Origin of the sequence: Micromonospora sp. FIMYZ51, assembly GCF_038246755.1 — a bacterium.
Classification (GTDB): Bacteria; Actinomycetota; Actinomycetes; order Mycobacteriales; family Micromonosporaceae; genus Micromonospora.
The window spans coordinates 6,283,074-6,303,982 of record NZ_CP134706.1; the positions used below are offsets into that span (position 1 = coordinate 6,283,074).

Sequence of the window (20,909 nt, forward strand, 5' to 3'; positions counted from 1 at the left end):
CGCCGCTGCCTCGACTGGCTCACCGGTCAGCGTGCGAGGCATGACGACCATCCTTCCTCTAACTACCTAGGAATGCCTTCACGGCCTCGGTGATGAGGCCGCCAGCAGCACCGACGCCCACCTGGGTCGTGGTCCGTGCTAGCCATCCCCGCACTCTGGCACCGGGCTCACGAGGGTGATCACCACCCGCCTCCCTACGATCTTCCTCCAGCGCTGTGCGGAGCTCTTGGATGCTGGCCTCGGAAACACCAGCCGCTTCGAGAGCCCGAACCAGAGATGGCTCGTCGCCCGGCGTAACGTTCACCACTTGACTAAACGACGAGCTTTCAATAGCAACGTTGTTGGATGAGCCGTAAAAGTTGTATGTGTTCATCACCTGAGCAGCGCGATCCCTGGAGTCTTGGTGAGCGTCAGGCTGCCCGGCCTCTGGCGCCACTCTTTCCAGCTCAAGAGCCAAATCGAGAACTCTGTTCCGGACAGCATCAAGGATGCCGACGAATATCTGACGCGGGAAGGGACGCGATGCGTTAACCAATCCCATGCCCGGATGCATGATTCGCCGGATCTTTCCTTGCGCCACACCCCAGTTATAGTATTCGACCGCATCCGCCGACCACCCCATGTTCACCGATTCCTTCGAAGCCAATTCCTCCAGCTCCGCAACTGGCTGGGTGAAGCCGACCTCGAAAAGGGCGGATTTCCTCATATCTTCCGGAAATGAGATCTCCGGAATTGGCATATTCCGAGCTTCGGTATTGAACGGACCAATGAAGTGCCCAAGAATCGGCGGCCTAAAGGGACCTCTATAGTCGGGCAATGGCGCCGAATCCGGGTATCCGGAGAGCTCGTGGTCAACCCATTCGGCCAGCCGACCAGTTCCCGTCCTGGCGGCCACGACCTTTAGCTGCCGAAGCAGTCTCGCCACGGACGCTTCCCCACTGGCGCCGTCAATTATCTCCGTAAGAAGCGTCACGCCCCATTTCCAATCTTCCTCAAGTTCTTCAACGCTTGACCGCCTTCCGCCCTTTCGGCTCGTCAATGCATAGTCAAAGCCCGCGCCGCGATCTTAGACATGGCGAAGCCATCACCGTCCGGCCACATTGCCCCGATCCCTCGGTCCTTCTCCAGGTAGTCGGTCCACATCTGAGGGACAGGACGATCGGCCATGAAAATCAGACTGGATTCCGGATCGGCCACACGGAAGTAGCGATATTCGTACAGTTGCCCTACCGCCTCGCGTATCGCCTTTGCCCAAGACTTCTGCACAACCTTCGCCTCGATGATGACACCGAGTTCGGCCACCCCCAGATCGATGGCAGCGTTCCGCCCCGGAACGAATCCATTATCCGCCAGCCACTTCGCACAAGCGTTCACAAGCGTCTCATGCCTGCGGCCCCTCCTGGCAGAACCGCCGACCATCTTGGAAAAGTAGTCAGCATCCGCCTTCGGCTTAAATGGGTCTAGGAAGGCCCATCCTTGGTCAGCTTGCGGGCTGTCCAGGGGTACGGAATTAGCTGCGGGAACGTCCGCTGTCGGCGCGCTCTCCACTTGGCCGCCCCCTAGGCCGTCTTTGCCAAAGAGTATAGGGACCGCCTGCTTGGGTAATTTGGCAAAGTAGTTTGACATAGAGCTGAACTTAGAACGGTCCTCCTTGAACTGCCAAGGCAGGTAGAGCGGATCGCCGAACAAATTTCGAAGCTCGTCTCGCAGCACATAAAGCCGATCGGCGCGCGAGCGGAGAAATTCGAGCGACAGGTCAGCCCGAAGCGGCGTGAAATTTGTTAGGTCGACTACAAAAGCGTCATTCTGCGCATCAATTCGTGCGTCCAGTGCGGCAAAGCTCCTGCCGACGAAACGACTCTCGACGGCATTCCAATGGTAGATAGTGTCTCCCGCAGCCACCGAGCTTACGAGGTTATACCAACCATCCACTCCGCCGTCTTCGTCCCGAGTCGGCGCCCAGAGTTGTGTACCTATGCCGGGCCGCTTCCTGATCTCGACCCAATAACGCTGCGTGGGATCGTCTGACCACCAGTACGCCATACGTCGAATCGCTCCTTGAATACGAGAGCCGCGAGCAGAACCGCTCTCACCGAGCTGCTTCCCTCACTGAACCTGAGCCCCTCGCACCATAGAGGACGGAGCTCGCACGGCGCTGCCCCCAAGGCGACAGGTTGGCGCCACCGTCTAGACCGGTCCTGGCAGGGATGGCGGCTACCTAGGTCGCCGAGTGGGCCGGGCACAGCGTGCACGTCCTCATGGGGGTCTACGCGAAGTGCGTCTACGGCCAAGAGGAAGCCGCACGCCGACGCATCCAGGCGGCATTAGCGGGAATGAAGTAGGCCAGCCGGGACAACGCTGCGTCGGCGCTACAGTAGTTTCTCTGTGGGGCACTCCAAGCGGGGTGCCCCACAGCCGTCCTTCAAAATCACGTCAACAGTCGGCTCAGCACACTGAGCATTGCATCGACGTCGTTGATGTTTCCCAGCGCTACTCCGACCAGCATCCAGAACAGCCAGCGCGGCATGCTGACCTGCACCCGCAGCACCGGCTCTCGGTCCTGGTTCATCTCTTGCTGGCTCATTCGGTCGCCGCCGCAGCGGCTCGCGGCTTGCTCGCTGCGCGCATGACTCGCGTCGGGCGGTATTGGTAGAACATGGTTGAGCCGGCTGGCGTCAACGGCGCCCGCTTGTAACGCTCCCGCCGCTCGATCAGGCCCAGCTTGAGCAACTCCTTCAACCCGCGCTCGGTCGTGTCGGCCGACCAGCCGTACCACCGATCCTCAGGCATCCGCTCCGCCGGGAACGCAGCCCAGTTCCGCTCGTTGCAGATGGCCAGCAGCATGGCGAGGCCGGGCATCGACACCTTCCCATCGAATCCCCTTAACCAGAAGGCGGTGGGGATCTGGAGGTAGGCGTCATTGTTATTCAGACCCGGCCGAGTGTACGGCTGCCCAGATCCGTCCTCACGGAGCAGGGTTACCTTGATCTTCCGGCTCCCCGGGGTCCGAGCGCAGGAGATCAGCTGCTTCTTCTGCAGCCGGATCAGGGTCCGCCACGCCGCAGTCCGAGTGCCTGCGTCGTCTGCGGTGTACTGATCGGCATCGAACAGCCTTCCCCAAACCAGGCTATCCAGTTCGGTGGTCTTGCCGCGCTCGTCCTGCCCGCTGCTTGCAGCCAGCACCATCAGGTAGGCGCGCAGCGCGCGAAGGTCACCCTTCTGCACGAACGAAGCGAGCACGCCGTGGCGCATTGGCTTGTCCTGCGCTAGCTGGACGAACGCCCTCCGCAGGGGGACTGCCGACCTTTTGGCCCTTTTGATCAACTCTGCTCGGGTTTCACCGCCGGTGACATCCAGTGGTTTCGCGCTGAGCGAGCCGCGCGTTGTTTGCTTCGACATGCCGGCAATCCTCGCCGTACAGCCCAGTGAAAATCCAGCGGACGAGGTGTCAGCAAGCGGCACGCCGCAGCGGGTGCTATGCCGATTACCAATGCCAATATCCCTATGCCGAGTACCAAGTGCCGAGGACCATGCCGAGGACCAAGACAGGCGGAGACAAGACCCAGCGGGCAGCGCACGGACGCCGGGGCGGACGACTCAGAGCATCTGAGCGCAGCACTGGCACCACCTCAGTTTTCGGCGGTGGGCAGTCCGCTTCACACCTGTCCGCCCTTTTCATCCTACGCTCGCTTCACTCTCGCTCCGGCGCCCCAGCCCTCAAGGCAAACGGGCGCCGCCAGAAAGGGGCGCGGCGGAAGCCCACCTAGCCGTGACGCATCCACCGCGGCGGTCGGCGGAAGCCCCCTGGGGCGAGTTGACGTTTCCCGCCTGGTGGCTTCCGTCACCCGCCGCCTGACGCACGCCGCAGCCGGCGGCCTTGCGTCACTGCCACTGCGGCGAGCCACTTCGTTGCCCTGCGACCGGCCGATGGCCGCGTCACCGCCCCCCGCATGACGCCCCGCCGGCCCACACCTCGTGTCCACCGACCATCGCAGAACACCGGCACACCAGGGGTGCACCCCCCACCCCTGCGGCCCGGTTCAGCCGTTCGTGCCTGACACGAACTCATGCAGCGGCGTGAGGTCGTGTTCCCAGAACAAGATCACGCCCGCCTGCTGTGCAGTCCGTAGGCAAGACATGTCAAAGACTCCCGCCAGCACAACCCCCGTTATGAGCTGAACTCCGAAGTGGGACCGCCAAGCCTCCGCCTTGCCGACCACCTCGCGGTTCACCCGTTTCCAGCCGTTCTTGGGGCCGTTCGAGACTTTGCACTCAAGTGCCAGGAGCCGGCCGTCCGGCAACCGAATGGGTACGTCGCACTTGGCGCCCGCGATGTGTCGCTCACGGCTGTAGGTGCCACGCTGCATGTCGTCGAAGAAGTGAATGGGAGAGCGGGAGGGGTCGAGCACCAACCCGGCTCGACTGAGGGTTTCACCCGTCAGTGCTTCCTGGCGAGTGGATGCCTCACCTCTCCGCTCGGTGGCGAGTTGCTGCGCTGCCCACAGCACAGAGGTCGCCAGGATGGCGGCCTCCCTCTCGTCGTCGCGCGGGTAGCGCCTCTGCTCGACCCACGGGAACCGGACGGGGTCGATGACGACGCGGATGGCATCCGCAGTCGCCTCGGCAAGCCCTGGGGGAACTTTTCGAAACTTCGAGGATCCCACCAAGGTCCACAGGTCTTCTTGGCTGATCGGTGGTCCGCACACGTAACGGCCTGCCTGCCAGGCGGACGGGTCGGCGATGAAGACCTCCCCTGTCAGGTCGAGCAGGTCTTTGGACGCGGCAAAGAGCTGCTCAACCTGAGGCCTCAGGCTGTCATACATGCGGGCGAAGGACCGTGGCCCTTCCTCCCGGCGGTGGGCGGTGAAGAGGCTCTCAGCATGGTCGCGAGCAGCCTTCAGGGCCTCTTCTGTCCAACTTGGAGGCTGATAGAACGCGAGGGGCATGGGGGCAGTCTGCCGTCGACAGTCATTCGCCGATGCCCCGGTTCAGCCCGGCGTGTCTACCGCCTTTGCTCGCACTCTGACCCGCAGTACGCCATTGACCCGATGCTCCGCCTCCGTGTACTTCACTCGCTTCACAAGCTCAGGCGGCCAAGGCGGCGTCACCGGGGGCTCACTGACAGGGCCGGCGCGGAACGATGCAAGGAGCGCCTCGCCAAGGGCCTCGGCCATGTCGACCTGGACCGCATTGCCGATCTGCTGGAAGACGGACGCACGGGTGCCCGCGAACTGCCAGCCGCGCGGAAAGCCCTGCAACGCCGCACATTCTGCCCATGTGAGCCGACGTAGATCATCCTCGCTTGGCAGCCGCAGCCAGTCGGGCGTGCTTGCTGCACGGATTGTCCTTGAGGGCAGCGCCAGATCGGCAAGGAAGCTGTCCTGCCTGTAGCCCCATTGCCCGCTGGGCCGGTTGTTCATCACCCGCCCTCCCGTCTTGAGTCCCGTTCCCGGGCTCAGAGCGCGGAGCAGTTCAGCCCTCTCTCCTGTTGGCCGAACAACATCCTTCGCATCGGGCTTGGGGAGACTGGCGAGCAGTTCACCCAGCGTCACCCATGGCTTACGCCCATCCTTGGCAGCCTTATCGTGGGTGGGCTCGGGAAACACGGGAAGCGCGTGGTCGCTCGTCGCCATCAGCAGAAGGCGTACGCGACGCTGAGCTGCCCCGTAGTCAGCAGCATTCAGAGTCGCGATGCGGCTCGCGTAACCCATCCCTGCCAAGTCCTCTTGAATGCTTCGGAGCACCTCACCCGGCGTCTGGGTTGCCCCAACTGCTGTGACCAAGCCGCGCACGTTCTCGAAGAGGACGAAACGCGGTTGCGACTCTTCGATCAGCCGCAGCATGTGCTCGATCAGCTTTCCACGAGGGTCACTCAAGCCTTTCTGGTGCCCGGCTGATGACCACGGTTGGCACGGCGGTCCACCAGCAAGGAGGTCCGGTCGCCATCCACTCGCGGCTCGTGGCGGTCGCAAGTCAGAGGCCTTGAGGTCCTGCACGTCCGCCTCGATCAGCCGCGTTCCGTCGAGGTGGGTGCCGCTACGCCGCCCACGAATCGGTACCTGTGCCGCTTGGCTGCGCCTGAGCGTTTCCATGCTGGGTTTGGACAGATCCGTCGCTGTCACAACATCCCAACCGGCTCGCTCCAGCCCGATGTCGAGCCCTCCGGCTCCGCTGAAGAGACTGACCACGGAGGGCCGCCGTCGAGGCTTCGTCACGCTGGCCACCCCTCCTCATTCATCCCCGCCAAGATCAGACCGCCTGCAAGATCAGAGACGGAAGCCCCGCGACGTTGCGCCTCAGCCTTGAGTCGCTCCGCCTGCTGCTTCGGTAGGCGAATCAAGATGGCCTCTCGTTCGCCTCTCCACTGCGGCCGACGGGATCGCCGGACTGTCTTGACGCGCATGGAGAGATCTTGTATCACGTTTGCCCATCCGCACGCCAGACGCGCCGATCCCGCCAACGGCCATCCGGTCAGACCAACCCACCGTCGGCCCCGCCGCTCCCCCGGTCGATCAACGCTGCGGCTATCTCGCTCATGCTGGTGACCACCGCATCCGCCCCGGCGAGCCGGAAGGCGTCGACCTTCGCGGGTCGATTCGCGTAGCCGATCACCGCGACCCCGGCGGCCCGCGCTCCCTCGATATCCGAGATCGAGTCACCGATCAGCACACACCGCCCCGCCGGCTCGCCGACGGAGCGCACGGCTTGCAGGATCGGTTCCGGGTTGGGTTTCATGCGGCCCGGCTCGGCGTACGCCCGGCCGATGACCGGCGAGACGTGCTCGGCGAGCCGGTGCGCCGCGAGGTAGGCGGTCACCGCGCCGGCCGAGTTGTTACTCACTGCCGCCACCGGCATCCCGGCCTGCCGGGCCGCCACGATGACCTCCCGGCCGTACGGTGTCGGCACCGCAGTCTCGACGGCTCGGCGCTCGGCCTCGCAGAGCACATCCTCTACCGCCCGCGTGACGCCGTGGTCGCCGGCCGCGCCCGTGCGGCGTAGCACTTCGAGCGGGTCCGGCTCGCTGGCGAGGTCCGGTGGCACGTCGACCCCGCGCCGCCGCAGTACGTCCACCAGTTCGGCCGCGACCTGCGGCGCGGGATACCCGGCGAAGATGCTGCACACCGGTCCGTCGAAGTCGAGCAGCACCGCGCCGATCTCGCCAAACAGGTGGCCCAGGTCGGCGCTCATCCGTCATACCGGTAGGCGATGGTCGACCACACCGAGTCGAACCACTGGCGGGACGCCTCTACGAACTGCGTGCCGTGAGACGTGTCGTCATCGGTCACGGCGTAGTGGAACAGCGGCACGTCCTTGCCCATTAGATCGTAGATCGCCATGGGCTCACCCTTAATCGAAACGGTGCGCTCAACGACCGGATAAAAGCCGTAGAAGACCTCTTCGCCGTTGAGGATGTAGAGCTTGAACAGGGGCGACGCCCTATGCATCCGCACCTCTACGGTGGTCGAGCGGATCAGACCGAGGTCGCCCAGTTCGGCTACCTGGTCGATGATCCCGTCAGCCGCCCGGCGCGTGATGCGCTCGGCCCGCTCTCGCACCGCCGGATCATCCGCCTGAGTCTCGGCCCGAGCCGGCAGGGCCATGGGCGCCGTCATGTCGGAGATCAGGACCCGCACCGCGATTGTCTCCGGCGCGAGCCTGCCAACTCGCACCTTGTCGAGTGCCTCGGCGAGCGCATCTCGCAGCGTCTCGCCGGAGAATCCGGCGAAGTCGATAGTGACGTGCGGCCTCTCGAATGAGGCTTCGATGTGTGGCCGCAGCTCCACGGCCCGCTGCGTCTGCGCGCGGACGAACGCCCCGCTGCCCTGCCGGGACACGATCAGCCGCTCTGCCCGGAGCAGGTCCAAGGCTCGCTTGACCGTTTCCCGCGCCACGCCGTAGCGGGCGGCTAGGTCGGGCTGCGACGGCAGCTTGTCACCGGGTGCGAGTCGACGCGTGAGGATGGCCGCCCGCAGCTTGTTCGCGATCTGCTGCGAGGCCTGTTTGGGGTCGTCGGGATCTAGCTCGCCGAGGAAGTCGAGGTTGTCACTCACCCGCTCACGGTAGCGCTGACTAGCCAAGTTAGGAAAGTGCGCCGCAACCCCTTGACCTGACTAGCCAAGCCGGCTTACGTTCGTCCCGTTGAACCTGGCTAGCCAGGTACGACAAGCCGAGCGGAAGCCGGGGAAGGCAGCGACTGCGCTGCGCGCCCACGGGCCGTTCGTGTGGTCGTTCATTCAGAACTACACAGCGACGGAATGCGCGGACGAGCCGTCCTCGGTAGACCCCCGCCTTGAGTCACATGGTGGCCGACCCCCGGTGCAGAGCCGGGGCGAGCAGGTGTCAGGCAAGGAAGGCGTCCGCGCTGTACGACCTCGGAGCCGGGGGTGGGTGACGCATTCACCGCGGCGACCGGTGACGGATGCCCATCGACGAGACGTATTCCCGCCTGGCGGCTTGCGTCACGGACTGCTGACGCAACCCCGCCGGCGGCCTTGCGTCACCACCCGGCTCCGAGGATTCCCCCGCTGCAACGACCCATACCGGAGGTTCCCGTGAGGAAGCACCTCGCTCTCATCGCCACCGAGCCGACCGCCGCCGACCTGGCCGCGATCGAGACGGAGTGGCCGCTGATCGCGGCCGAGCTGGACGTGCTCGACGCCGAGATCACGATGCTCTACGCCGAGGACCACGGCGGCCCGTCGCCGCTGGACTGGCGGCGGCTGCGCCGGGCCGAGGCCCGCGTCACCCGCGCCGCCGCCGACCTGAGCACCCGCACCGACCCGCGCCGCGCGGCCTGATGTCCCGCATCCGCGCCGCCTTTCACGATCCGGACGGGGGGCGGTACGGCATCCCGACCTACTGGTGGCGAGGTGCCCCGCCCGGCTACGCCACCCGCCGCCAACTGACCGCCGCCGGCCTACGGCCTGCCGGTCAGCCGATCGCCGCTCAGATCCTCTGGCGCGGCGTCGGCGGCACCCGCGCCGCCTACCTGTACCGGGTCGACCTGGCCCAACCGAAGCGCACCGCCACCCCCGCCCAACGCGTCGCCATCGGCAAAGCGTTGACCGCCCGCCGTACGTGCCGCGTCTGCGGCCAGGTGCGGCCCTACTACATCCCGCGCTCGCTCGGCGAATGCCTCGCGTGCGCCTACCCGCTGGAGGACGCAGCATGACCGCCCCCACGATCAACGGCACCCGCTACCCGCAGCCCATCGAAGACCTGTTGCCCGCCGCCCGGGACCTGGACCTGCCCGACGGCGAGACGTTCCCGTCCCGCAACCGGCTCATGCGCGAGTTCCGCATCGGCGCACCCAAGGCCGGTGAACTCCTCGCGCTGCTCAAGGCCGAGGCCACCGCGCCGCCGGCCGACACCGCCGAGCCGGACACCCTGGACCCGGCCCCCGCGCCGGCCGCACCCGAGCCCGCCCCGCTGGCCGAGCCGGACCCGACGCCCACGCCGGAGATCACGACGGCCGAGCCGCCGGCCGAGGCCAGCGCGGTCAGTCGCCCGGACACGCCCACCCCGACCGGCCCGGCTCACCAGCCGGTGGTGTGGCCGGTGGTGCTGATGGCCCTCGGCGCGTTCGTGGCCGTTTGGTCCGGATGGGTGGGGCTCGGGAAGCTCACCGGGTTCGGGAAGGTGGACCTGCTGCCCGGGATCGTGGAGCCGGGTTCGTGGGCCACGATCGACTCCGCGATCACGCTTCCGATCGGGGTGGAGGCGTACGCCGCCTATGCCCTCTACGTGTGGCTGTCCGGTCGGGTGCCGACCCGGGCGCGCACGTTCGCCAAGTGGTCGGCGTTGGCCTCCCTCGCCGTCGGCGCGCTGGGCCAGGTCGCCTACCACCTGCTCACCGCCTACGACGTCACCGCCGCCCCGTGGTGGATCACCACCCTCGTGTCCTGCCTGCCGGTGGCGGTGCTCGGCATGGGCGCGGCGCTCGCGCACCTCGTCCGTACGCACGACTAGTTCCGCCCGGCGGCGCGGCCCTTCGGCCTAGGAACCGTGCCGCGCCGCCGGTCCCCCTTCCGATCTGAGGACCGTTGGAGGAAACCCCATCATGACGTCCCCCCGAGATGACGACCGTTTCGACTGGCAGGCCGCTGAGGCCGACCTGACCGACCCGACCACCGCCGGCCCGGATGCCGAGGTGGTGGACCTGGACGCCGCCCGGTCCCGCCGGCAGGCTTCCGTCACGCCCGACGATGACGGAAGCGACCTGGCCGACGCCCCCCGGCGGTTGGTCGACTCCCCGGCGGCGCAGCGGTCCCCGCGCTTCACCGTCGCCGCGTTGCAGGACGCGAAGCGGCGGCCGATCGTGCCGGCGTGGCTGCGCTCGCGCGCCGAGCTGCGCGACGCCGCCCGCTGGACGGTCGGGCACCTGTTCCACGCCGGCGCCTACCACCTCACCCGCTCCCCGAAGTACGCCGGCAAGCTCGCGTGGCGGGCACCGCGCGGCGCGGGTCGGCTGCTGACCGGGTGGGGCCGCTGGCTGTTCGACCTCCAGGGCGAGCACGTCCGCCAGCTCATGGCCGACAAGGGCGACGCGGAGATGTACCTCAAGGCGTCCAAGCTGCGCGACCAGCGCGTCAGGTGGCGGGGCTTCGTCACCGCCGCCGTCGTCCTCGGCGTGCTCCCGGCGCTGGGTATCGCCTACGCGCTCGCCCCGGCGGGTGCCCGCTACGCCACCCTCGCCGCCCTCCTCGCGGCCCTCGGCGCGCTCGGACGGCCGGCGGACAAGCCGCTGCTCGACACCGCCGTCATGGTGCCCAAGGTGCAGAAGCTGACCTCGGATGTGGTGGTTCGGGCGTTGGGCAACCTCGGCATCACCGGCATCAACCAGGCGCTGTCCAAGGGAGACCGGGGCAAGGACTGGTTCCCCGCCCCGATCACCCGTGACGGCCCCGGCTGGCGCGCCGATGTGGAGCTGCCGAACGGCGTCACCGCCACCGAGGTCATCGAGAAGCGCGAGAAGCTGGCCGCCGGCCTCAGCCGCCCCCTCGGCTGTGTGTGGCCCGAGGGGCAGCCGGAGGTGCACCCCGGCCGGCTCGTGCTGTGGGTGGGCGATCAGGACATGTCCAAGGCCCGCAAGCCCGTGTGGCCGCTGCTCAAGGGCGGCACCGTGGACCTGTTCCGGCCGCAGCCGTTCGGCACCGACCCGCGCGGCCGGTGGGTCGAGCTGACCCTGATGTTCATGGCGATGGTCATCGGCTCCATCCCCCGCATGGGCAAGACGTTCACGCTGCGGGAGGTACTGCTCATCGCCGCGCTCGACCCGCGTGCGGAGATCCACGCCTACGACCTCAAGGGCACCGGCGACCTGTCCGCCCTGGAGCAGGTCACCCACCGCTACCGCGCCGGTGAGGAGGACGAGGACATCGAGTACGCGGTGGCCGGCATGCGGGAGCTGCGCGAGGAACTGCGCCGCCGCGCCAAGGTGATCCGCGACCTCCCCCGCGACCTCTGCCCGGAAAACAAGGTCACCCCCGAGCTGGCGTCCAAGAAGAGCTTGGGTCTGCACCCGCTGGTCATCGGGGTGGACGAGTGCCAGAAGTGGTTCGAGCACCCCGAGTACGGCAAGGAACTGGAAGCCATCAGCACCGACCTTGTCAAGCGCGGGCCAGCGCTGGGCATCATCCCCGTCTTCGCCACCCAGCGGCCGGACGCCAAGAGCCTGCCCACCGACATCAGCGCGAACGCGTCGACCCGGTTCTGCCTCAAGGTGATGGGGCAGACCGAGAACGACATGGTGCTGGGCACCTCGCAGTACAAGCAGGGCATCCGGGCGACGATGTTCGCCTGGACGGACAAGGGCACCGGCTACTTCGTCGGCGAGGGCGCCGACGCGAGGATCACCACCACCGTCAACATCGACGGCCCCCTGGCCGAGCGGATCGCCGCCCGCGCCCGCGCCGCCCGGGAGGCCGCCGGACGGCTCACCGGGCACGCCCTCGGCGAGCAGCCCGCCACCGCCCCGGCGCTGTCGTTCCACCTGCTGGAGGACATCGCCGCCGTGGTGCCGGCCAGTGAGGCCAAGGTGTGGTGCCGCACCGTCGCGGCCCGGCTGGCCGAGCTGCGGCCCGAGGTCTACGACGGGTGGGACGCCGAGCGGGTCACGGTCGCGCTCAAGCCGTTCGGGGTGAAGGTCGGGCAGACGTGGGGCACCGACCCGGACACCGGCAAGGGCGCGAACCGGGGCGGCTTCGAACGCGCTGCGATCATCGCCGCCATCGCGGAGCGTAACCGGAAGCGGGACGCGAGCTGACCCCGGATTGGTCCTAGGTCTAGGAGCAGGCACCTCCTAGACCTAGGACCGCCCCTAGGAACCAATCCGAACCCTGATCAGGACGCTAGGAATCTAGCGGCCTCCCCCGACCACACCCGAAAACCGGCCCTGGAGGCTGTCATGACCCCCCGCGACCTGCTAGCCGCCGCACCCTGCCTCACCATCCTCCTGCTCACGCTCGGTTACCTCGCACTCTGCGTGGTCGACCCGTTCGGACGCTGCCGCACCTGCCACGGCACCGGCCGCAAGCGCTCCCCGCTCAACCGCGCCGGCCGGGAATGCCGCCGCTGCGCCGGCACCGGCCTGCGGCTGCGCGTCGGCCGGCACGCCATCAACCACATCAAGGACGAGTACCAGGCGGCCAAGCGATGACCCGCCCCGAGCACACCGACTGGTGCGGACGCGACCACCGCTGCGGCCTCGGCGAGCACCGATCCCCAGAGATCGTGGTCGACCTGCCCGGCCGCGCCCGCGCCGTCCTCGTGCGCGTCCGTACCGATTCCGGGCGGGAGCACGCCGAGGTACGGCTCAGGGTCGCTCTCGCCTCCCGCGAGGTGGCCGCCCGCCGCCAGTTGGTGGGGCTGCTCGGCGACGTGCGCCAAGCCGTCACCCGCGCCGCCATCGCCGCCCGTCCCCGCCCGACACGGTGACCCGATGGCCACCCGGTGGCTCGCCGCGTCCACGGTGCTCGGCCGATCGGTGACCGACGCCGAGCCGTACCCGCACATCTGCGGCCGGCTGCTTCCCGCCGACCACGCCCTCAACGGGCGGCCCGTGCTGCTGCAACGCCGTGACTGCGCCGCCTGCGCCCACGGCCGGCACGAACGCCGCCGACCCGATCACGCCCCCGACACCTCGCCCGCTCCGATGGAGAGGACCGGCACCATGTCGGACAACCCGCTGTTGACCGCCGCCCTCGGCCACGCCGAACGCGGCTGGCACGTCTTCCCGCTGCGCCCCGACGACAAGCGACCCGCCTTCCCCGACCACACCGCCGACGACTGCATCGGCCGCGACCCACGCTGCCGTACGGGGCACGTCGGGTGGGAGGCCCGCGCCACCACCGACCCCGACCGCATCCGCCGGGCATGGACCGCCCGCCCGTACGGCATCGGGCTGGCGTGCGGGCCGTCCCGCCTCGTGGTGGTCGACCTCGACAGGCCGAAGGACGGCAGCGCCGGCCCGACCGGGCTGGACACCCTCACCACCCTCGCTCGGCAGCACGGGGCCGGCATCGACGCCACCTACACCGTGACCACCGGGCGCGGCGGCACCCACCTGTACTACCGGCACCCCGAGGCCGGGCCGGCGTTACGCAACACCGCCGGCACGCTCGGGCCGATGGTCGACACGCGCGGCCAGGGGGGATACGTCGTCGCCGCCGGTTCCACGGTCGCCGGTCGGCCCTACACCGTCGATCTAGATACCGACCCCGCTCCGCTGCCCGCCTGGCTCGCCGCGCTGCTCGCCCCGGCCCCACTGCCGCCGCAACGGCCGGTGGTGGTCGACCTCGGCACCGGACGGGCCGGCGGGTACGTACAGGCCGCCGTCGCCCGCGAGATCGACCGGGTCACCACCGCCGCCAACGGCGAACGCAACCGGGCGCTGTACATCGCCGCCGTGGCCCTCGGCCAACTCGTGGCCGGTGGGGCGCTCGGCGAGGACGACGCCCAAAGCGTGCTGGAACAGGCAGGCGTGACGGCCGGGCTGCGCACCGCCGAGGCGTACCGCACCGTCCGATCCGGCCTCACCGCCGGCAGCATGCGGCCCCGGACGGTGGCCGCATGAGTCGCCGCCTGCGGCTGCTGGACCTGTTCTGCTGCGCGGGCGGCGCGTCGGCCGGCTACTACGCCGCTGGCTTCGACGTGGTGGGCGTGGACATCCGACCGCAGCCGCACTACCCGTTCCCCTTCATCCAGGCCGACGCGCTCACCGTGGACCTGGCCGGCTTCGACGTGATCGCCGCGTCGCCGCCGTGCCAGCGGTTCAGCGCCGCCACTCCCGCGCACCGCCGCGATGAGCACCCCGACCTGATCGAGCCGACCCGCGAACGGTTGCGGGCAGCGGTGGCCGAGCCGGGCGGGCCGTGGGCGTACGTCATCGAGAACGTGCCCGGAGCACCCCTGCTCGACCCGATCACCATCTGCGGCGACAGCCTGCGCCTCGGGGTGCGCCGGCACCGCCTGTTCGAATCGAACGTGCCGCTGGTCGGCACGCCCTGCTGGCACGACCGGCAAACGCCACCCGTGCCCGTGTACGGCAGCTACGGCCAGCGCGCGGGACGAAAGCCCATCGTCGATGGCGAAGCGTCACCGAACACCGACGCCGCCCGCGCCGCGATGGGCATCGACTGGATGCCCTGGCCCAACCTCACCCAGGCCATCCCACCCGCCTACACCCACTGGATCGGCGTGCAACTCATGCGCCACCGCGCCGCCGACGCCACCCGACGACGGATGCCACCTGGCCGTGACGCATCCACCGCGGCGGCCGATGACGGATGCCCTGCGGACTCCGTGACGCAACCCGGGCGCCGGACGGCGAGCGTCGATGACGGAAGCCGCCTGGCCGTCGTCCCCGCCGCTGACGTAACCCCGCCGGCCGGGTTGCGTCACTGCCACTGCGGCAAGCCGCTACGCCGCCCCGCCACCGGCCGGTGGCCGCGCCACTGCTCCCACGCCTGCCGCCAAGCCGCCTACCGCAACCGCACCACCGCACAGAACGGAGAGGCCGCATGACGCCTGCCCGCCTGCACCTCGTAACCACCGACGACCCGCACGACACCGACGCACCACCGGCCAGCGGCGGCCCGCTGTGGGATGTTCCAGTGCCCCTGACCGGGGCCGCCACCGCAACCCCACCGTTCCCCCTCGATGTGTTCCCGCGCTGGCTCGGCGACATGGCCACCGGCGTCGCCCGGTTCACCGCCACCGACCCGGCCATGGCCGGCACCCTCGCCGTCGCCGTGCTGTCCGCATGCGCGGGCGGGCGGCTGGAAGTCGAGCCGGTGCCCGGATGGCGGGAGCCGGTGAACATCTTCGCCGCCGTCATCGCCGGCCCCGGCGAACGCAAGAGCCCCGTTCACCGGGCGATGACCGCACCACTGTTCGCCGCGCAGTCCACGCTGTCCGAGGCGATGCGCCCGAGGATCGCCGAGGCCGCCGCGCTGCGCGACATCGCCGACCGGCAGGCCGAACAGGCCAAGGCCCAAGCCGCGAAAGCCACCGACCCCGGCAAGCGCGACGAGGCGGCGGCCGAGGCGGTGGCCGCCGCCATCGCCGCCGAGGCCATCACCGTGCCCGGCCTGCCCCGCCTGATCGTGGACGACGCCACCCCCGAAGCCCTGATAGGGCTGATGGCCGCCAACGGCGGACGCATGGCGATCATCAGCGATGAGGGCGGCATCTTCGACACCCTCGCCGGCCGCTACTCCGGCGCACCCAACCTCGACCCCTACCTCAAGGGCCACGCGGGCCAGCCGATGAGCAACGAACGGCAGACCCGCGAAGGCGCGTCGATCGACAAGCCCGCGCTGACCGTGTGCGTGATGGCGCAACCGGTGGTGCTGCGCCAGTTCGGCGGTAACGCCGGCCTCGCCGGCCGAGGACTGCCAGCCCGATTCCTGTTCGCGCTGCCCGCCTCGATGGCCGGCTACCGACCCGTGGACACGCCCCCGGTGCCCGAGCAGGTGACCGCCGGCTACCGGCACCGCGTGCACGACCTGGCCGCCACCTTCGCCGAGTGGGAAGACCCCGCCGTCGTCACGCTGACCGAGGACGCCGGCAAAGTCCGGCGGGCCGCCGCCGAGCAGGTGGAAGCCGAGCTACGCCCCGGCGGCAACCTGCACGACATGCGGGAATGGGGCAACAAACTGGCCGGCGCAACGCTGCGGCTGGCCGGGCTGCTGCACGTCGCCCACCACCCCGCCGACGCATGGCGACGCCCCATCGACGCCGACCGCATGGCCGACGCCGTACGCCTGGCCGAGTTCTTCGCCGCCCACTACCGGGCCGCCGCCGCCACCATCACCGCCGACGCCACCACCGAAACCGCCCGCCGCGTCCTCGCGGTCGTCACCGCCAAGGGCATGAGCACCTTCACCCGCCGGGAGCTGCACCGCCGCTGCCACCGGCAACTACCCCGCGCCGCCGACGTCACCGCCGTCCTGGACGTGCTCACCGCCCACGGCTGGATCCGCGCCACCGAGGCCGGCGGCTACGAAGTTCACCCCCGCGCCAACGACCTCACTACCGGCGGGGGCGGTGACAGCGGTGACACGGTGACAACCCCGCCCGTCGGGAGCATTTCAGCAGCTCAGAGCACCTGAACTGCTGTCACCACCCCTCGGTGACAGGGCGGTGACAGCGGTGACACGCCCCGCCGGCTGTCACCGCTGTCACCACCTGTCACCACCGCCCGGTGACAGCACCAAACCCCTTCTCACCAGCGCAAACAGCCGTCGACCACCCGACTGTCACCGTGTCACCGCCCCTGGCCCCGCCGCCCGGCACCGACGCCCGCCAGGTCGCTTCCGTCACGGCATCCCGCCGCCGGCGGGCTTCCGACACCGCCCGCTGAGAGCCACGGATACAGATCGGCCCTATGCCTTACAGCGACCCATCCGCGATCACGCGTCTACGGCGCCCTCAGCGGGCCGATCTACGCCGTTCTCCCGCGCTGCCAGACCGGCCCTCCACACGCGACCCGCACCGACTGAAAGGCGCTCACCGTGCGAATCAGGCTGCACGGCACACCCGCTGAAACAGCCGCAGCGCTCGCCGCATCGCCAGAGTGCTGCACATCCAGCAGGTCAGCCGGCCCTACCCCGACCGCCGACCCCCCGCTGTTCCAGCGCATCTACCTCCACGCCACCCCGAGAGAGGACACCAGCCCATGACGACCGCCCGCCGCACCCCCACCGGGAACCTGCTCACCCTCGCCGAAGTCCTGGACGAACTACGCGTACCCCGCTCGACCTTCTTCCGCTGGAAGGCCACCGGCCGCGCCCCCCGAACCATCAAGTACCCCAACGGCAGCCTGTATGTCCGCCGCCGCGACCTGGACCACTGGCTCAACGACCATGAAGAGGCAGCATGAGCACCTACGACGTGCGGGTCTACAGCATCCAGAAACGCCAGCTCACCAAGGGTTTCTCATACGGCGTGCGCTGGAAGGTGGCCGGCAGGCCGTTCCGCGACACCTTCGCCACACGAGCGCTGGCCGAGAGCTTCCGGTCAAAGCTGGTGGTGTCTCAGCGGGAAGGCGTCGCGTTCGATGAGGCGAGCGGCCTACCGGAGCCGATGGCGCGCGCGCTCAACGCCCGTTCGTGGTACGAGCACGCGGTGGCCTACGTCGACATGAAGTGGCCGCGCGCGTCGGCGAAGCACCGCAAGGGCATCGCCGAGACGCTGGCCACGGTCACCCCGGCGCTGCTGGCGACGGAGCGGGGCGCACCCAGCGACAAGGCGCTACGCGCCGTGCTCTACGGGTGGGCGTTCAACAAGACACGCCGTGATGCGGGAGAGCCACCCGCTCATCTCGCCCCCGCCGCGCGCTGGCTCAAGGCCAACACCGTCGACCTGGCCGCGCTCACTGATGCCGCGTTGGTCCGCAAGGCTCTCGACACGCTGGCCCTACGGATGGACGGCGCTCCCGCGTCGCCCAGCACGATCGCCCGCAAGCGAGCCGTCTTCTCGGGTGTACTCAAGTACGCCGTCGAGCTGCGGCTACTCGATGCTCACCCGATGTCTCTCGTGAGCTGGACCGCGCCGAAGATGGCCGACGAGATCGACCGGGGATCGGTGGTCAATCCTGATCAGGCACGCGCACTGCTCGCCGAGGTAGGGCGGGCTGTACCCGAGCTGGAGGCGTTCTTCGGATGCATGTACTACGCCGCGCTGCGCCCCGAAGAGGTGCTTCACCTGCGCGAGGACGAGTACGAGCGGCCCGCCCAGCGTGGGGGGTGGGGCGTGCTGCACCTGACCGGCTCAACGGTTGCCGTCGGGCGAGGCTGGGGCGACGGCGACGACACCGCCGAGGATCGCGGGTTAAAGCACCGGGCGAAGTCGGCCACGCGGGATGTGCCCGTACCGCCGCCGCTCGTGCGGCTGCTCGACCGCCATGTCAAGGAGTATCCGCCCGGATCGAACGGCAAACTGTTCGTTACCCGGCGCGGCCCCGGTGGCCGGTACGTGCCCACGGCTGGCCAGCCGATCCCGAACAACACGTACGGGAAGGCGTGGCGCGACGCGCGGGCAAGGGTGCTCACGCCGGCACAGCAGCGCTCGCCCCTGGCCCGGCGTCCGTACGACCTGCGACACGCCGCCGTGTCGCTGTGGCTCAATGCCGGGGTGCCGGCTACCCAGGTCGCGGAGTGGGCAGGGCACAGCGTGCACGTCCTCATGCGGGTCTACGCGAAGTGCGTCTACGGCCAGGAGGAAGCCGCCCGCCGCCGCGTGGAGGCGGCGCTCGGCCTGCCGCCGGCCTCTGACGCAACCCCGCCGGCTGCTGACGAATCCACCGCGGCGGCGGCCGGCTGAGCGCCTGACGCAAACCCGCCTGGCGGCTTCCGTCACCCGATGATCTCGGTGACACGCATGTGACACAGCCAGCGAGATCGAGCGGGCTGGAGCGGGACTGAGTGGGACTCACAGAAGAGGCCCCTGACCGGCGTTCTCGCTGGTCAGGGGCCTCTTTGTACACCTGGTGGCGGGTAGAGGATTCGAACCTCTGTAGCTTTCGCGACGGATTTACAGTCCGCTCCCATTGGCCGCTCGGGCAACCCGCCAGGGCGTACCGCCACGCCGTGGCGCGGCAGCGAAGCAAGGATAGCGGCATCCCCGGGCTCCGCCGCAACCGGGTACCGTCAGGGTGTCGTACCCCTGGGCATCCAGGGGCAAAGGATCACAAACTCGCCGGACAGCAGGAGCATGAGCATGGCAGCGAACCCGTCGTTCGACATCGTGAGCAAGGTCGACCGCCAGGAGGTCGACAACGCCCTCCGCCAGGCGGAGAAGGAGCTCGCGACGCGGTTCGACTTTCGGGGCACCGGTGCGGAGATCTCCTGGTCGGGTGAGGAGGCGATCAGCCTCCAGGCCGAGACGGAGGAGCGCGTACGGGCGGCGCTGGAAGTGTTCAAGGAGAAGCTGGTCAAGCGCAACATCTCGATGAAGTCACTGGACGCGGGCGACCCGCGCGCCTCGGGCAAGGTCTTCAAGATCGACGCCAAGGTGGTGCAGGGCATCAACCAGGAGAAGGCCAAGGCGATCAGCAAGAAGATCCGCGACGAGGGCCCGAAGGGCGTCCAGGCCCAGATCCAGGGCGACCAGCTGCGGGTGACCGGCAAGAAGAAGGACGATCTCCAGGCCGTCATCACCCTGCTCAAGAGCGAGGACTTCGGCGTCGCCCTCCAGTTCACCAACTACCGCTGAGCTGGGGCCGGGCCCGGGGGTTCCCTAACTACCGCTGAAACGAGCGCCGAGCCGGCGCCTTCACCGACTATCGCTGAGGACTCAGCCGGGCCCGCGCCGCCCCGAAGCCATGAGAGCTGCGTGACGGCGGGGCCCGCCGCTGAGGCACCTGTCCGGCGGCTCAGCCGGGTGCCTGGCGGCTCAGGTGCTCCCAGGCGCGGTATTCCGCCACTCTCGCCTGCTCCATCTGCTGCACGATGTCGTACGAGTTGCTGCCGACGATCAGGCGCAGGGGCGGGTCGGGTAGCTCGGCCAGGGCCATGATGACCGGTGCGGCGGTGTCGGGTGCGGGGCCAGCGTCGTCGCCCCAGAGTTCGGCAAGTTTGGCGCGCAGCGGGGCGTACGCCGGGTCCGGCTCGGTTGCCGTGGTGCCCACTGTGTAGAGGCCGGTGTCGTAGCCGCCGGGCTGCACGATGGTGACCTTGATGCCGAAGGGTGCGAGCTCCATCGCGACGGACTGGCTGAGCGCGTCGAGCGCCGCCTTGCCGGCCGCGTAGCAGCCGACGGAGGCCACGCCGCCGCCGCTGCCCATGGAGGTGACCTGGAGCAGGCGGCCGGTGCCCTGGGCGCGCAGGTGTGGGATGACGGCCTGGGTGACCCAGACGGCGCCGAAGAAGTTGACGTCGAAGTGCCGCCGAATCTGCTCCTCGCTGGCCTCTTCGAGCATGCCGAGCAGCAGGCCACCGGCGTTGTTGAGCACGATGTCGAGCCGGCCGAACGCCGCTGCCGCGCGCTCCACCGCGTCGGTGACGGCGGCGCGGTCGGCCACGTCGAGCGGCAGGGTGACCAGGGTGTCCGGGTAGCGCTCGGTCAGCTCGGCGAGCGGGCCGAGGTCGCGCGCCGCGCCGACGACGCGCTCTCCGGCGGCCAGGGCCGCCTCGGTGACCGCGCGGCCGAGTCCACGGGTCGCCCCGGTGATGAACCACACGCGGGATTGGGCAGTCACGATCATTCCTCGATCCTCAGATGAGACGAGACGGGCCGTCTCGACATGATCCCAGACTGGCACACCGGCAGGTCGAACGACAAGGCAGCACAAGCCTCCGCGCGCTACGTCCCTACGGGTCGGGCCACGGCGGCGTCGATCCACTGCCGGTCGCCGGTAGCGACCCGCGAGACGAGCACCGGGTCAGCGGTTGAAGATCAGCAGCAGC

The 20,909-nt window shown here is 69.0% G+C and carries 21 protein-coding genes and 1 tRNA gene; 12 read left to right on the forward strand and 10 right to left on the reverse strand.

Annotation, left to right across the window (positions count from 1 at the left end; all coding sequences use genetic code 11):
* Window positions 1-58: 58 nt before the first annotated feature.
* From QQG74_RS28210 to QQG74_RS28245, 8 genes are all read right to left on the reverse strand, one after another.
* Entirely contained in the window at window positions 59-973 is a 915-nt protein-coding gene (locus QQG74_RS28210) for a hypothetical protein (RefSeq protein ID WP_341717680.1), read from the reverse strand.
* A 62-nt stretch (window positions 974-1,035) separates the two neighbouring features.
* Window positions 1,036-2,043: a hypothetical protein gene (locus tag QQG74_RS28215; protein WP_341717681.1), complete on the reverse strand. Its 1,008-nt coding sequence runs from the start codon at window positions 2,041-2,043 to the stop codon at window positions 1,036-1,038.
* Window positions 2,044-2,428: 385 nt separating this feature from the next.
* Window positions 2,429-2,569, reverse strand: coding sequence for a hypothetical protein (locus tag QQG74_RS28220; RefSeq protein WP_341717682.1), 141 nt, complete (start codon window positions 2,567-2,569; stop codon window positions 2,429-2,431).
* 11 nt (window positions 2,570-2,580) lie between these two features.
* Entirely contained in the window at window positions 2,581-3,399 is an 819-nt protein-coding gene (locus tag QQG74_RS28225) for a hypothetical protein (RefSeq protein WP_341717683.1), read from the reverse strand.
* Between the two features lie 641 nt (window positions 3,400-4,040).
* A complete protein-coding gene (locus QQG74_RS28230; protein WP_341717684.1) occupies window positions 4,041-4,946 on the reverse strand; it encodes a XamI family restriction endonuclease in 906 nt (301 codons plus the stop codon).
* 42 nt (window positions 4,947-4,988) lie between these two features.
* Window positions 4,989-6,224, reverse strand: coding sequence for a DNA cytosine methyltransferase (locus QQG74_RS28235; RefSeq protein WP_341717685.1), 1,236 nt, complete (start codon window positions 6,222-6,224; stop codon window positions 4,989-4,991).
* A gap of 247 nt (window positions 6,225-6,471) precedes the next feature.
* Window positions 6,472-7,188, reverse strand: a complete 717-nt coding sequence (locus tag QQG74_RS28240) for an HAD family phosphatase (RefSeq protein ID WP_341717686.1) — start codon at window positions 7,186-7,188, stop codon at window positions 6,472-6,474.
* Window positions 7,185-8,051, reverse strand: a complete 867-nt coding sequence (locus QQG74_RS28245) for a GntR family transcriptional regulator (RefSeq protein WP_341717687.1) — start codon at window positions 8,049-8,051, stop codon at window positions 7,185-7,187. Before QQG74_RS28245 ends, QQG74_RS28240 begins: the two co-directional genes overlap by 4 nt.
* Window positions 8,052-8,552: 501 nt before the next feature.
* Here QQG74_RS28245 and QQG74_RS28250 point away from each other — a divergent pair.
* From QQG74_RS28250 to QQG74_RS28300, 11 genes are all read left to right on the forward strand, one after another.
* Entirely contained in the window at window positions 8,553-8,798 is a 246-nt protein-coding gene (locus tag QQG74_RS28250) for a DUF6284 family protein (protein WP_341717688.1), read from the forward strand.
* A complete protein-coding gene (locus QQG74_RS28255; protein WP_341717689.1) occupies window positions 8,798-9,172 on the forward strand; it encodes an RRQRL motif-containing zinc-binding protein in 375 nt (124 codons plus the stop codon). The genes QQG74_RS28250 and QQG74_RS28255 overlap by 1 nt, the downstream gene beginning before the upstream one ends.
* Entirely contained in the window at window positions 9,169-9,969 is an 801-nt protein-coding gene (locus tag QQG74_RS28260) for an ABC transporter permease (RefSeq protein WP_341717690.1), read from the forward strand. The genes QQG74_RS28255 and QQG74_RS28260 overlap by 4 nt, the downstream gene beginning before the upstream one ends.
* Before the next feature lie 91 nt (window positions 9,970-10,060).
* Entirely contained in the window at window positions 10,061-12,265 is a 2,205-nt protein-coding gene (locus tag QQG74_RS28265) for a cell division protein FtsK (protein ID WP_341717691.1), read from the forward strand.
* 141 nt (window positions 12,266-12,406) lie between these two features.
* Window positions 12,407-12,658 carry a hypothetical protein gene (locus QQG74_RS28270; protein ID WP_341717692.1) on the forward strand — a complete coding sequence of 84 codons (252 nt, stop codon included), beginning with the start codon at window positions 12,407-12,409 and terminating at the stop codon, window positions 12,656-12,658.
* A complete protein-coding gene (locus tag QQG74_RS28275; RefSeq protein ID WP_341717693.1) occupies window positions 12,655-12,936 on the forward strand; it encodes a hypothetical protein in 282 nt (93 codons plus the stop codon). The genes QQG74_RS28270 and QQG74_RS28275 overlap by 4 nt, the downstream gene beginning before the upstream one ends.
* A gap of 4 nt (window positions 12,937-12,940) precedes the next feature.
* Window positions 12,941-14,074, forward strand: coding sequence for a bifunctional DNA primase/polymerase (locus QQG74_RS28280; RefSeq protein WP_341717694.1), 1,134 nt, complete (start codon window positions 12,941-12,943; stop codon window positions 14,072-14,074).
* Window positions 14,071-15,024, forward strand: coding sequence for a hypothetical protein (locus QQG74_RS28285; protein ID WP_341717695.1), 954 nt, complete (start codon window positions 14,071-14,073; stop codon window positions 15,022-15,024). The genes QQG74_RS28280 and QQG74_RS28285 overlap by 4 nt, the downstream gene beginning before the upstream one ends.
* A complete protein-coding gene (locus QQG74_RS28290) occupies window positions 15,021-16,613 on the forward strand; it encodes a YfjI family protein (RefSeq protein ID WP_341717696.1) in 1,593 nt (530 codons plus the stop codon). The genes QQG74_RS28285 and QQG74_RS28290 overlap by 4 nt, the downstream gene beginning before the upstream one ends.
* Before the next feature lie 566 nt (window positions 16,614-17,179).
* Window positions 17,180-17,383, forward strand: a complete 204-nt coding sequence (locus tag QQG74_RS28295; protein WP_341717697.1) for a helix-turn-helix domain-containing protein — start codon at window positions 17,180-17,182, stop codon at window positions 17,381-17,383.
* Window positions 17,380-18,825, forward strand: coding sequence for an integrase (locus QQG74_RS28300; RefSeq protein ID WP_341717698.1), 1,446 nt, complete (start codon window positions 17,380-17,382; stop codon window positions 18,823-18,825). Before QQG74_RS28295 ends, QQG74_RS28300 begins: the two co-directional genes overlap by 4 nt.
* A gap of 164 nt (window positions 18,826-18,989) precedes the next feature.
* Here QQG74_RS28300 and QQG74_RS28305 read toward each other — a convergent pair.
* Window positions 18,990-19,073, reverse strand: a tRNA-Tyr gene (locus QQG74_RS28305).
* 148 nt (window positions 19,074-19,221) lie between these two features.
* On the opposite strand from QQG74_RS28305, the gene QQG74_RS28310 reads away from it, so the two are divergent.
* Window positions 19,222-19,716 carry a YajQ family cyclic di-GMP-binding protein gene (locus tag QQG74_RS28310; protein ID WP_341717699.1) on the forward strand — a complete coding sequence of 165 codons (495 nt, stop codon included), beginning with the start codon at window positions 19,222-19,224 and terminating at the stop codon, window positions 19,714-19,716.
* A gap of 160 nt (window positions 19,717-19,876) precedes the next feature.
* Here QQG74_RS28310 and QQG74_RS28315 read toward each other — a convergent pair whose 3' ends face one another.
* Window positions 19,877-20,707 (reverse strand): SDR family NAD(P)-dependent oxidoreductase, encoded by an 831-nt coding sequence (locus QQG74_RS28315; RefSeq protein WP_341717700.1) that lies wholly within the window; start codon window positions 20,705-20,707, stop codon window positions 19,877-19,879.
* Window positions 20,708-20,909: the final 202 nt, after the last annotated feature.